The organism is Pseudomonas sp. LBUM1663, from assembly GCF_059695905.1.
Genome location: NZ_CP166792.1, coordinates 6,174,262 through 6,187,065, shown reverse-complemented (window position 1 = coordinate 6,187,065; position 12,804 = coordinate 6,174,262). Strand labels below are relative to the sequence as shown.

12 protein-coding genes and 1 riboswitch are annotated in these 12,804 nt (G+C 59.2%); of the genes, 6 read left to right on the top strand and 6 right to left on the bottom strand.

Going from position 1 to position 12,804, the window contains the following annotated elements:
- Positions 1-265 precede the first annotated feature (265 nt).
- Complete coding sequence (locus tag ACA075_RS28350) at positions 266-817, top strand: cytochrome b (RefSeq protein WP_497296437.1); 552 nt, start codon at positions 266-268, stop codon at positions 815-817.
- Between the two features lie 32 nt (positions 818-849).
- Positions 850-1,434, top strand: a complete 585-nt coding sequence (locus tag ACA075_RS28345; RefSeq protein ID WP_497296436.1) for a YceI family protein — start codon at positions 850-852, stop codon at positions 1,432-1,434.
- Positions 1,435-1,683: 249 nt separating this feature from the next.
- Here the strand turns inward: ACA075_RS28345 and rhlE2 are convergent, their stop codons facing one another.
- From rhlE2 to ahcY, 5 genes are all read right to left on the bottom strand, one after another.
- Positions 1,684-3,558, bottom strand: coding sequence for an RNA helicase RhlE2 (gene rhlE2, locus ACA075_RS28340; protein WP_497296435.1), 1,875 nt, complete (start codon positions 3,556-3,558; stop codon positions 1,684-1,686).
- Positions 3,559-3,780: 222 nt separating this feature from the next.
- The gene (locus ACA075_RS28335) at positions 3,781-4,584 is read right to left on the bottom strand and encodes a substrate-binding periplasmic protein (RefSeq protein ID WP_497296434.1); all 804 of its coding nucleotides are present in this window, start codon (positions 4,582-4,584) and stop codon (positions 3,781-3,783) included.
- A gap of 87 nt (positions 4,585-4,671) precedes the next feature.
- Entirely contained in the window at positions 4,672-5,754 is a 1,083-nt protein-coding gene (locus tag ACA075_RS28330; protein ID WP_497296433.1) for a hypothetical protein, read from the bottom strand.
- Positions 5,755-5,832: 78 nt separating this feature from the next.
- Positions 5,833-6,678 carry a methylenetetrahydrofolate reductase [NAD(P)H] gene (gene metF, locus ACA075_RS28325; protein WP_219095080.1) on the bottom strand — a complete coding sequence of 282 codons (846 nt, stop codon included), beginning with the start codon at positions 6,676-6,678 and terminating at the stop codon, positions 5,833-5,835.
- Between the two features lie 190 nt (positions 6,679-6,868).
- Complete coding sequence (gene ahcY, locus ACA075_RS28320) at positions 6,869-8,278, bottom strand: adenosylhomocysteinase (protein ID WP_077747242.1); 1,410 nt, start codon at positions 8,276-8,278, stop codon at positions 6,869-6,871.
- A gap of 23 nt (positions 8,279-8,301) precedes the next feature.
- Positions 8,302-8,404: riboswitch (S-adenosyl-L-homocysteine riboswitch) on the bottom strand.
- Between the two features lie 198 nt (positions 8,405-8,602).
- On the opposite strand from ahcY, the gene ACA075_RS28315 reads away from it, so the two are divergent.
- Together ACA075_RS28315 and ACA075_RS28310 are read left to right on the top strand one after the other, a co-directional pair.
- Entirely contained in the window at positions 8,603-9,007 is a 405-nt protein-coding gene (locus ACA075_RS28315) for an acyl-CoA thioesterase (protein WP_109635529.1), read from the top strand.
- 182 nt (positions 9,008-9,189) lie between these two features.
- Positions 9,190-10,077 (top strand): formate/nitrite transporter family protein, encoded by an 888-nt coding sequence (locus ACA075_RS28310; protein ID WP_497296432.1) that lies wholly within the window; start codon positions 9,190-9,192, stop codon positions 10,075-10,077.
- 18 nt (positions 10,078-10,095) lie between these two features.
- Here the strand turns inward: ACA075_RS28310 and ACA075_RS28305 are convergent, their stop codons facing one another.
- On the bottom strand, positions 10,096-11,265 hold the full coding sequence (locus ACA075_RS28305; protein WP_497296431.1) for an MFS transporter: 1,170 nt from the start codon (positions 11,263-11,265) through the stop codon (positions 10,096-10,098).
- Positions 11,266-11,484: 219 nt separating this feature from the next.
- Here ACA075_RS28305 and ACA075_RS28300 point away from each other — a divergent pair, with 219 nt between their 5' ends.
- Together ACA075_RS28300 and ACA075_RS28295 are read left to right on the top strand one after the other, a co-directional pair.
- On the top strand, positions 11,485-12,318 hold the full coding sequence (locus ACA075_RS28300) for an EamA family transporter (RefSeq protein WP_497296430.1): 834 nt from the start codon (positions 11,485-11,487) through the stop codon (positions 12,316-12,318).
- A 40-nt stretch (positions 12,319-12,358) separates the two neighbouring features.
- On the top strand, positions 12,359-12,742 hold the full coding sequence (locus ACA075_RS28295) for an MAPEG family protein (RefSeq protein ID WP_497296429.1): 384 nt from the start codon (positions 12,359-12,361) through the stop codon (positions 12,740-12,742).
- Positions 12,743-12,804: the final 62 nt, after the last annotated feature.

The window sequence follows — 12,804 nt, the reverse complement described above, 5'->3', positions numbered from 1 at the left end:
GCTTTTGTCACTCAAAGAAACGCGGCAGAAATGCCGCGTTTTTTTATACCTGAAAGAAACCAATCACAAGAATCGAATAAACCTTGTGGCGCAGGTGTTCCTTGGTTGGACTTCATTTTTTCTCACACATTGGTCTTTAATCTTTCCTTAACGACTCTATTTCAGACTCTTGATCGTATTTCTCGATATTTCAAAGCAAAATTTTCCGCTTTAATTCGATAGATAAGTCGATAGTCTTGGTCGCAGTTCTCACAGGATTTGGGCAATGCAGCTACGTAACTCTTCTTCGCGCTACGGTTGGGTCAGCATCTTCATGCACTGGGGCGTGGCGCTGGCAGTCTTCGGTTTGTTCGCGTTGGGCTTGTGGATGGTCGGTCTCGACTACTACAGCACCTGGCGCAAAGACGCGCCGGAATTGCATAAGAGCATTGGCCTGGTGTTGTTGGCTGTCATGGTCCTGCGGGTGTTGTGGCGCTTTATCAGCCCGCCACCCCCGACACTGGAAACGTATAGCCGCATGACGCGTCTGGGCGCCAAGTTCGGTCATTCGTTCCTGTACCTCGGTCTGTTTGCTGTGATGATTGCCGGATACCTGATTTCCACCGCAGACGGTGTCGGGATTTCGGTGTTTGGCCTGTTTGAAGTTCCTGCGCTGGTTTCCGGACTACCGGACCAAGCAGACACCGCCGGTGTGATTCATCTGTATCTGGCGTGGGCATTGGTAATTTTTTCCGGTCTCCATGCGTTGGCAGCATTGAAGCACCACTTTATCGATCGTGATGCGACCCTCACTCGAATGCTGGGCCGCAAAGCCTGAAGTTCAACCTCGACTCCAAAGGAATAGAAAGCATGTTGAAAAAAACACTCGCTGCTCTGGCAATCGGTTCGGCTCTGCTGTCCGCTCACGCGATGGCGGCTGACTACGTGGTCGACAAAGAAGGCCAGCACGCCTTCGTTGACTTCAAGATCAGCCACTTGGGCTACAGCTACATCACCGGTACCTTCAAGGATATCGACGGCAAGTTCAGCTTCGACGCTGCCAAGCCTGAAGACAGCAAGATCGAGTTCAATGTGAACACCGCCAGCGTGTTTACCAACAACGCCGAGCGCGACAAGCACATCTCCAGCAAAGACTTCCTGGACGGGTCTAAAGCCAAGTTCGTCTCCACCAGCGTCAAATCCACCGGCAAGAACGCCGCTGGCAAAGACACTGCTGACGTGACTGGCGACCTGACTATCCTGGGCGTGACCAAACCAGTGGTGGTCAAGGCTACCTTCCTGGGCGAAGGTAAGGATCCATGGGGCGGCTACCGTGCCGGCTTCGAAGGCACCACCAGCATCAAGCGTTCCGATTTCGGCAAACAGAAAGACCTGGGCCCATCGTCCGATGCGGTCGATCTGTACGTGACGTTTGAAGGTGTGAAAGCGAAGTAATTTTCGCCGCCTGAACAAAAACGCCCCCGGCCTTATGGTCGGGGGCGTTTTTTATTGCCTGACAAAACCTTTACAGGCGATGCCAATCCTTGTGGGAGCGGGCTTGCCCGCGATAGCGGTGGGTCAGGCAACATGGATGTTTGCTGAACTGACGCCATCGCGGGCAAGTCCGCTCCCACAGGATTTTTGTCAGGCCAAAAAAATGCCCCGGATCGTGAGATCAGGGGCATTTTTCATGGCAGTGCTAAATCAGCGATTGCGGGTCAGCAACGCTGGCTTCTCACCGCGCGGACGGCCTGGCAGTTGATCAAGTTGCTCTGGAGTCGGGAAACGATCGGTTTTCGACTCCTTGTGAATGATCTTCGGTGCCGGGCCGCGCGGGTTTTGCACGGCAGGTTCGGAACGCGGCTGATCATCACGGGCCGGGCGACGATTGCGCGACTCTTCGCGGCGGGCCTGGCCGTCACGTGGAGCGCCGTTGCGTGGGCCGCTGCGCTTGGCCGGTGGCGTGCCGGTGGTGGCGCCGTCGCTGCTGCGCGGACCGCTTTGGCGACCCTGAGGCTTGCCGCCGGTGCGTGGAGCACCTGCGCCGGCTGCCGCGCCTGGTGCCGGAGCACCCGGACGGCGGCCACGACCCTGGGCCGGTTTGGCTTGAGGTACGTAGTCGACGCGGTTACCGAAGTTATCCACGTCATCGTCCAGGAACTCATCCGGAGCACGATCAGCTGCGGCGCGAGGGGCCGGGCGCTGTTGCTCGCGAGCCGGGGTGCCTTCGCGGGGCTTGTGTTCACGGGCCGGGCGATCGCCGCGGCCAGTGGCTGCAGGTTTTTCCTTGCCGCCCTTGTCCTTGCCCTTGTCTTTACGACCGCCGCCACCGCCGGTGCCGTTCGGACCGTCGCCGCGCGGGCCACGTGGGTTGCGCGGGTTACGCACATCCGGACGCTCGCGGACTTCTGGTTTTTCGGCTTCTACAGCGCTGGAGTCGAAGCCCATCAGGTTGCCGTCGGCAATCTTCTGCTTGGTCATGCGCTCGATGCTTTTCAGCAGCTTTTCTTCGTCCGGAGCGACCAGCGAGATCGCCTCGCCCGAACGACCGGCGCGGCCGGTACGGCCGATACGGTGAACGTAATCTTCGTCGACGTTCGGCAGTTCGAAGTTGACCACGTGTGGCAACTGATCGATGTCGAGGCCGCGAGCGGCGATGTCGGTGGCTACCAGAATGCGCACTTCACCGGCCTTGAAGTCTGCCAGGGCTTTGGTGCGGGCGTTCTGGCTCTTGTTGCCGTGGATCGCGACGGCGCTGAGGCCGTGTTTGTCCAGGTACTCGGCCAGACGGTTGGCGCCGTGCTTGGTGCGGGTGAACACCAGGACCTGTTCCCAGGCGCCAGCGGTGATCAGGTGCGCCAGCAGCGAACGCTTGTGGTTTGCTGGCAGGCGGAAGACGCGTTGCTCGATGCGCTCGACCGTGGTGTTCGGTGGCGTGACTTCGATGCGTTCCGGGTTGTGCAGCAGCTTGCCAGCAAGGTCGGTGATGTCTTTGGAGAAGGTCGCTGAGAACAGCAGGTTCTGGCGTTTGCTCGGCAGACGAGCCAGGACCTTCTTCACGTCATGGACAAAGCCCATGTCGAGCATGCGGTCGGCTTCGTCCAGTACGAGGATTTCCACGTGGGACAAATCGACGCTGCCTTGGCCAGCGAGGTCGAGCAGGCGGCCAGGGCAGGCCACCAGCACGTCAACACCACGGGACATGGCCTGAACCTGGGGGTTCATACCGACACCGCCGAAGATGCAGGCGCTGACGAACTTCAGGTCACGGGCATAGACCTTGAAGCTCTCGTGTACTTGAGCCGCGAGTTCGCGGGTAGGGGTCAGGACCAATACGCGTGGTTGGCGCGGGCCGTGACGCTGTGATTTGTCCGGGTGACCGCCCGGAAACAACCGCTCCAGAATCGGAAGGGCGAAGCCGCCGGTTTTACCAGTACCTGTCTGAGCCGCAACCATCAGGTCGCGACCTTGCAACACGGCGGGAATTGCCCGCTGTTGCACCGGAGTAGGCTCGGTATAGCCCGCTGCCTCGATGGCGCGGACTAAAGCCTCGGAGAGACCGAGGGAAGCAAAGGACATGAGTAATCCTGTTTTAGTTAGGGCTTGGCCCAATGGGAGTCTTGCCTGGCGCGAATGGCGTTTAAGAGGAACGCAATCCCGTCCGGTCCTGCTGGGCCTTGAAAGCTCGTCTGGAGTGCTCGCGCGGGCTGGAAAGCTGCGCTGTAGCGGATCGAGATGCCTTGAACAAGTCCGAGCGTCCGGGCGTGAGCCTGGCGGGAACGCCGGAGTATAACAGAGCAATCACTGCGCGCTGCTTTCCTGCTGCTCAACGGTTTTTACGGTGGAGGTGGCGGCGGCTTGCACCCCCGGGCCTGCGCCATAACGGGCGCTGAGCTCAGCGTAGGCGGGCTCGCGCTTGAAGCGCTTGAGCTCGGCACCAAAACGCTGCACCAGCAAATCCATGCCGGCGTTACGGCGTACCGCCAAAAACTGGCTCTGGTGGCTGATGACGGTGGGGTTTTCGGTGATCTTGTCGCGGATGCCCAATTCGTCGAGCAAGTGCTGCCCGACCCGGCGATCAGTGATCAGCAGGTCGATCCGCCCGCGCACCAGTTTGCCGAAGTTGGCTTCATGAGTCGGCGCCGGCTCCCGAGTGAACAGGGTCGATTCGCTGAAATCCTTGCTATAGAGATAGCCCGGCGAGGTGCCGACGGTCAGGCCTTTCAGGTCGTCCAGGGTGCGGAAGGGACGGGGCCGCTCGTTGGCGTAGAACATCACGAACTCGACTTCCGACAGCGGTTCGCTGGGGTAGAGCAAGGTGGCGTCGCGTTCATCGCTGTGAAAAATGTCCAGCGCGCCATCCGCCTGGCCCGTTTCAAGCATCGACAAGCAGCGTTTCCACGGTAGGAACTGCCAGTCCACTTCGATCCCCAGGCGCTTGAAGACAATCGCCGTGGTTTCGTAGTCCAGGCCCAGGGCCTTGCCATTTTCTTCATACACGTAAGGCGCCCACGGCTCGGTGACAATGCGCAGTTTCTCGCCCCAAGCGGCGAAGCTCAGGCAAGTAAAAAGCGCAACGGTCAGCAGCTGGACAATGATCGGCATGGCCTGAGGTTAGTACGCTGAACGCCTAATGAGAAGCTCTGGCTTGCCTGTTTGGCGCGGTATATGAGCAGATTGGGTGCGACGTCTCTATTTGCTCGACGTATTGAGCAAGTGTTCGTGAATCGACCTATGCCGCCCACCAAGGATTAGTTTAACCAGGCCGTTGTTGAACCAATCTTCAAGCAGGTGCTGACAAACAGGAGTGCCGAGGCGTTCCTGCTGATTCTGTAGCGCCTTGTCCCACCAGACCGGTCCGCAGGCTCTGTCGAACTCGTTGAGGTGTTCATAGCAGCCGTAGAGGATCTCGCGAATGAACTGGCGCAGATGCCTTGGCAGCATCAGGGTGATGACTTTGTAGAGCATTCGCTGGGAACGCGGTGGCCGCGGAAGCTGCGCCGACACGCGGCTGGTGTCGTCCAATGCTGCCTGACCGGTCGGTGCATCGGCATGTTTTTTAATCCAGGCCTGGACCTTGGCCCTGAACAATTGCTTGCGGCTCCAGTAGTGATGGATCAGGTCCGGGCACTTTTTGACGTTCAGCGTCCGGTAGGCTGCGACGGACAAACAGAACTCTTCAAGGGTGTATACCCCCCGTGCTGACGGAAACAATTCGTCGATCAGTGCAATCGAGCGATCAAGCACGTGCGCATCCTGCTGGTACAAACCGATGACGCCGGAGTTGAGCAGCATCATTTGATCGTCAGCCAGGCCTCTTTGCAGGAGGGGCGCCGCGAGCGCACGGTAGAGCACGTTTTCTTTGTTGTTACCGTAGTGGGTGTAGTAGTCATTACACAGCAGGGTGCCGGGTTGCATGCGTTCAAACAATTTGACCGGCGAGCAGTGGAAAAACGTGTCGGTGTCGATTAGTAGAGCCGTTTCGGATTCTTCAAGAACTGTACGCAACGCGACATGTTTGGCGCGGAAGTGATAGCCGTGGGGTTCGTTCCAGCGTCGGCGGGTAGCCTCGTCGAGAGGGCGTACGCGGACCGGCAGATTTATGTAGGGTTGCGGGTTGTCGCTGAACACCTGAATGTCGAGTGCGGCATCTGGCGTTTCACGCAGCCTGGCCAAGGCACTGGCAATGCTGAACACGGCTTCCTGGTGGTAGCTCTGGGAGCCGAAAACCAGATAGACGAGTTGAGGGCGTGGTGTCGAGGGCACGGTCGTCATTGAGTACACATTCCAAAAGTTCTTTTGAATGTACAAAGGCCCTCGCAAGAGGGCCCTTGTTTTGCTGCGTGGAAACGATCAGCGCGGTAGCTTGAGGTTGTTCCACACGGCCAGGCTCGGTTCAGCCTGGTTAAGAGTATAGAAATGCAAGCCCGGTGCACCACCTTGCAACAGGCGTTCGCACATCTCGGTGATGACTTGCTCACCAAAGCCTTGAATGCTCTGGGTGTCGTCGCCGTAGGCTTCCAGTTGCTTGCGGATCCAGCGCGGGATTTCCGCACCGCAAGCGTCGGAGAAACGCGCGAGCTTGCTGTAGTTGGTGATCGGCATGATCCCCGGCACTATCGGGATGTTCACACCCATCGCCCGTACACGCTCGACGAAGTAGAAGTAGCTGTCGGCGTTGAAGAAGTACTGGGTGATCGCACTGTTGGCGCCAGCGTTGGCCTTGCGCACGAAGTTGTTCAGATCGTCTTCGAAATTGCGCGCTTGCGGATGCATCTCCGGGTAGGCGGCGACTTCGATGTGGAAATGATCGCCGGTTTCTTCACGAATGAATTGAACCAGGTCGTTGGCGTGGCGCAATTCGCCGCTGGCCATGCCCATACCCGAAGGCAGGTCACCGCGCAGGGCAACGATACGCTTGATGCCGGCTGCCTTGTATTGAGTCAACAGGCCGCGCAGGTCGTCCTTGCTGTCGCCAACGCAAGACAGATGCGGTGCGGCCGGGACTTTGACTTCGCTTTCGAGCTGCAACACGGTGTTGAGCGTGCGATCGCGGGTCGAACCGCCAGCGCCATAGGTGCAGGAGAAGAAATCGGGGTTGTACGTGGCCAGCTGACGGGCAGTGGCGAGTAGCTTTTCATGCCCAGCGTCGGTCTTCGTAGGGAAGAACTCGAAGCTGTAGCGACGGTCTTGGGACATGGGAATACCCTTGAAAACGCGTAAGCCAGAGGCTTGCACATCCCATGAGAGATCGGGTTTTTTGTGGGAGCTGGCTTGCCTGCGATGCAGGCGCCTCGGTGTTTCAGTTACACCGAGGTGATGCCATCGCGGGCAAGCCCGGCTCCCACAAAAAGCCCGCTCCCACAAGGGAGAGCAGGCTGCAGGTCGATCAGTAGCGGTAAGCGTGCGGCTTGAACGGACCTTCGACAGTCACGCCGATGTAGTCGGCCTGGGTCTTGGTCAGTTGAGTCACAACGCCGCCGAAACCGCGGACCATTTCCAGGGCCACTTCTTCGTCGAGTTTCTTCGGCAGTACTTCTACGGTCAGACGCTCGGCTTTCTGGGCTGGTGACAGGTCGGCGTACTTCTGGCCGAACAGGAAGATCTGCGCCAGCACCTGGTTGGCGAACGAACCGTCCATGATGCGGCTTGGGTGACCGGTAGCGTTACCCAAGTTAACCAGACGGCCTTCGGCCAGCAGGATCAGGTAGTCGTCGTTCTGGGCATCGAATGCGCCAGGACCGGTACGGTGGATCTTGTGAACCTGTGGCTTCACTTCTTCCCATGCCCAGTTCTTGCGCATGAAAGCGGTGTCGATTTCGTTGTCGAAGTGGCCGATGTTGCAGACAACAGCGCGCTTCTTCAGGGCTTTGAGCATGTTTGCGTCGCAAACATTGACGTTGCCGGTGGTGGTCACGATCAGGTCGATCTTGCCCAGCAGGGCTTTGTCGATGCTGGCTTCGGTGCCGTTGTTGATACCGTCGATGAACGGCGAAACCAGCTCGTAGCCGTCCATGCAGGCTTGCATGGCGCAGATCGGATCGACTTCGGAGACCTTGACGATCATGCCTTCCTGACGCAGGGACTGAGCGGAGCCCTTGCCCACGTCACCGTAACCGATGACCAGCGCTTGCTTGCCGGACAGCAGGTGGTCAGTGCCACGCTTGATCGCATCGTTCAGGCTGTGACGGCAGCCGTACTTGTTGTCGTTCTTGCTCTTGGTTACCGAGTCGTTGACGTTGATGGCCGGGATTTTCAGCTCGCCCTTGGCCAGCATGTCCAGCAGGCGGTGAACGCCAGTGGTGGTTTCTTCGGTGACGCCGTGGACGCGGTCCAGGATCGCCGGGTATTTCTTGTGCAGCAGCTCGGTCAGGTCGCCGCCGTCGTCGAGGATCATGTTGGCATCCCAAGGCGCGCCATCTTTAAGGATGGTTTGCTCCAGGCACCACTCGTACTCTTCTTCGGTTTCGCCTTTCCAGGCATAAACCGCGATACCGGCAGCAGCGATAGCGGCAGCGGCCTGGTCTTGAGTCGAGAAAATGTTGCAGGACGACCAACGCACTTCGGCACCCAGGGCAACCAGGGTTTCGATCAGCACGGCAGTCTGAATGGTCATGTGGATGCAGCCGAGGATCTTGGCGCCTTTGAGCGGCTGCTCACCGGCGTACTTGCGGCGCAGACCCATCAGGGCTGGCATTTCGGATTCGGCGATGATGGTTTCGCGACGGCCCCAGGCAGCCAGGGACATGTCGGCGACTTTGTAATCGTTAAAATCTGCAGGCGTGATAACAGCGCTCATGAAGAGCCTCCATTCGTAATGTATGCGAATGGGCGCCGTTGTGCGTTTAGTGTCCGGCCGAACATGGCCAGTCAACGCCCCATCCGAGCCTGACAGGTCGAACCTGCTGCAGCGCCCCTCGGACAGGTGGCGGGAAAACGGTAGCAATGGAACGTTACCGTTTTGAAACGGTGGCGATTATAGCCGTGTGAGCGATACTTCCAAAGCGTTTCTGTTGGTCAATGTCTGAACGGTAATCGAGACCATAGTCGATGCGTAATAGAGCTCTAGGTCGGGCTCTGCCATGATGCCCCCCATCATTCGGCAAGACGCTCAGGAGTGAACATGAATTTCCACACCCGCAAATGGGTAAAACCCGAAGACCTCAACCCCAACGGCACGCTGTTCGGCGGCAGCCTGTTGCGCTGGCTCGATGAAGAAGCGGCGATCTACGCCATCGTCCAGCTGGGCAATCAGCGTGTGGTGACCAAGTACATTTCCGAAATCAACTTTGTCAGCGCCTCGCGTCAGGGCGACATCATCGAACTGGGCATCACCGCCACCGAGTTCGGTCGTACCTCCATCACCCTGAAGTGCGAAGTACGCAATAAGATCACCCGCAAAAGCATCCTGACGGTGGATAAGATTGTCTTCGTCAACCTGGGTGAAGACGGCTTGCCCGCGCCGCACGGCCAGACCGAGATCAAGTACGTCAAAGACCAGTTCAAGGATGATATCGCCAGCGAGTAATGCGAGCGCCCGTAGGAGCGAAGCTTGCTCGCAAAGGCGTCATTTGTGTCACCACCAATACCGAGGTGAACCCTTCGCGGGCAAGCCTCGCTCCTACAGAGCCGGTTTCGTTGGGCGGTCAGTGAACAGCTCCGAGCCGCGCGTGTCGTACCTACATGACACACCACCGGTTCCGGAGCTCTATGGACACGCAAAAAGACGGCAAGACCCCAAACCTGTCGCCGGAAGAACAGCACGACGTCGACAAGAACCAGCCACCGCGCGCCGCGGTGCTGCACGAAATCATCCGCACCCAGGGCGATCAGGAGCTCGAGCGCAGCGTCGCTGCCTTATGGTGGTCGGCCTTGGCCGCGGGGCTGACCATGGGGCTGTCGCTGATGGCCATGGGGCTGCTCAATTCCCGACTGCCGGACGGTGAAGGCTTCAAGGTGATCGCCAGTTTCGGCTACTGCGCCGGCTTTCTTGCGGTAATCCTCGCCCGTCAGCAACTGTTCACCGAGAACACCCTGACGGCCGTGCTGCCGATCATGACCAAACCCACACTGAACAATTTCGGCCGGTTGCTGCGTCTGTGGTCGGTGGTGCTGGTGGGCAACCTCTGCGGCACGTTGCTGGTGGCCTACGTGATGTTGCATCTGCCGATTTTCGACAGCAAGACCGACCTGGCCTTCCTCGATATCGGGCGCAAGATCATGGAAAACGATGCCAGCCAGATGTTCGCCAAAGGCATCGTTTCGGGCTGGATGATCGCCACCATGGTCTGGATGATCCCGTCCATGGAGAGCGCCAAGATGTGGATCATCATCCTCATCACCTACCTCATGGCGCTGGGGGATTTCACCCATATCGTGGTCGGTTCGGCCGAGGTCTCGTACCTGGTGTTTGCCGGCGAGTTGCCGTGGAAGGATTTCTGGCTGGTGTTCGCCGGGCCGACGCTGGCGGGGAACATCATCGGTGGCAGCTTCATCTTCGCGCTGATCAGCCACGCGCAGATTCGCAGCGAGAGCGGCCCGCCGAAGAAGACCACGGATGAGGGTTCGGAGCCCGACCCGCAGAAGAGCAAAAAGTAATCAGTGATGCCGGCCTGTTCAGCCGGACACATTGACCGCAGCCACTGCGCGACGTTGCAGGAAGATATAGAACAGCGCGGTCAGCACCGTCAGGCCACTGACCAGCGCCCCGGTCCACGGCAAGTCCGCGAGATCCGCACCGCTGGCAACCACCAGCCCGCCGATCCAGGCACCCGCCGCATTACCGAGATTGAAGGCGCTCTGGTTCAGCGTCGAGCCAAGGTTCGGCGCTTCATGCGCCTGATCGATGATCAGCAGTTGCAGAATCGGGCACAGGGCAAACGCGAAAATCCCCCATAGCACTAGCGTGATCGCCGCCGGAATCACCGAGTGACTGGTCTGGCTAAAGGCAGCCAATACCACCGCGACCGCCAGTGCCATTCCCACCAATGAAGGCAGTAATCGGCTGTCCGCCAGGCGACCGCCCAGCATGCTGCCTGCCGTCAGGCCGACGCCAAACAACAGCAGCATGATTGTCACGCCGTGCGGACTGACTCCGGTGATGTCCTGCAGGATGGGCGCGATGTAGGTGAACACGCTGAACAGGCTGGTCGACGCCAACACACTCATGCCCAAGGCCAGCAACACATTGACCTTGCCCAGCACTTTGAACTCGCTGGCGAGGTTGGCCTTGTCCATCGCGATGTCCTTCGGCAGCCAGAGCCACTGCGCGAGGGCTGCAATCACGCCGATCACCGAGACCGCCCAAAACGTCGAACGCCAACCGGCGTATTGCCCGAGCGCGGTGCCCAATGGCACGCCGAGCACGTTGGCCAGCGTCAGGCCGGTGAACATCATGGCGATGGCCTGCGCCCTTTTGTTCGGCGCGACCAGACCGGCCGCGACCACCGAGCCAATGCCAAAAAACGCACCGTGGCACAACGCTGTGACCACTCGCGCGGCCATCAACGTGGCGTAGTTCGGCGCCAATGCGCACAGCACGTTGCCGAGGATGAACATCAGCGTCATGCCTAACAGTGTGGCTTTGCGCGGCATGTTGGCGGTGCCGATCGCAAGAATCGGCGCACCGAACACCACGCCCAGGGCGTAGCCGGTGATCAACAGGCCAGCGTGGGGAATGCTCACGGCGAGGTCGCGGGCGACGTCGGGCAGCAGGCCCATGATGACGAATTCAGTGGTGCCGATGCCGAACGCGGCAACAGCGAGGGCGAGCAAGGCGAGTGGCATGCGCAAGGTCTCTGTCGGTAGTCTTGACGCTCTGATCAGGCATACGCATGCCGATGCCCGTTCTCGATGAGCGCGGGCAGGGGCAGAAATTATTGGAATTAGTCTGTGCGCAACTGAGTGCGGCGTGGTCGCTTGCAGTATAAACAGCTGCTGACCTATGGCGAATCAATTATCTCCCCCCGATTCAAGAAGGAGGGCGGTCAATAAAAGGAGTGTGCCTTGCTTGCGACGGCTTTGGTGTTGGTGGCGGCGCTGTTGCACGCGACGTGGAATACCCTGATCAAATTCAGCGCCGAAAGGCTGCTGGTGGTGGCCTGCATGGACAGCGTCGCGATGCTGTTTGTCGCCCTGATGCTGCCGTTCGTGGCGTTGCCACCGATTGAAATCTGGCCGTGGATTCTGGCGTCGGCGGCGTTCGAATTGCTCTATCGCTATCTGCTGATCCAGGCGTATCGGGTCGGCGACCTCGGGTTGGTCTATCCGTTGATGCGTGGGCTGTCGCCGCTGGTGGTGCTGGCACTGACGCTGATCTTCGCTGGCGAAGTGCTGACGAATCAGCAGGTCTTCGGAATCCTGTTGATCCCGTTCGGCATGCTGTGCCTGCTCTGGCAGGGAGGTGGTGGTGCGCGTCTGCCGTGGTCGATGTTGCCGGTGGTGGCGCTGATCGGCCTGTGCATCGGCTGCTACACCTTCATCGATGGCCAGGCGTTACGGCGCTGGTCGCACCCTCTGGACTACCTGGTCTGGGTCACGTTGCTCAGCGCCTGGCCGTTCCCGTTGCTGGCGTTGGTGCGCAAGCGCCCGGCGTTCTTGCTGTTCTGGCGTGAACAGTGGCGACTGGGGCTGGCGGTCGGGTTCTGCGTGTTGTTCAGCTACGCTTTGGTGCTGTGGGCAATGCAGCTGGGGTCTATTGCCGAAGCGGCGGCGTTGCGCGAGATCAGCGTGATTCTGGTGGTGCTGTTCGGCATGCGTTACCTGAAAGAACCTTTCGGCAGGCCAAGGCTCTTAGCCTGTGGGCTCGTACTGATCGGTATTTTGGTCATGAAGTTCTGACGGGCACTCAACATTCTAAAACTGAAGAAAGGACTGCTTTATGACGGTTGCTCTGTGGTGCATTTTGATCGCGATTTTCCTGCCTTATCTCTGTACGGGCATCGCCAAGGCCAGCGGTGGCTTCAGGCTGAAAGACAACCATGACCCCCGGGATTTTCTCGAGTCGCTGAATGGTCTGGGTAGACGCGCGCATGCGGCGCAACTGAACAGTTTTGAAGTGACCCCGGCGTTTGCGACGGCGGTGATTGTTGCGCACCTGGTGGGCACGGCGCAGCTGGTGACGGTCAACGTGCTGGCGGTGCTGTTTATCACCAGTCGGCTGCTGTACATCATCTGCTATCTGGCGGACTGGGCGATATTGCGGTCGCTGGTGTGGTTTGTGGGGATGGGGTTGATTGCCAGTTTCTTTGTGGTGTCGGTCTGAAAATTCTTCGGTGATTGTGAGGGCCCCTTCGCGAGCAAGCCCGCTCCCACACTGGGTCTTGG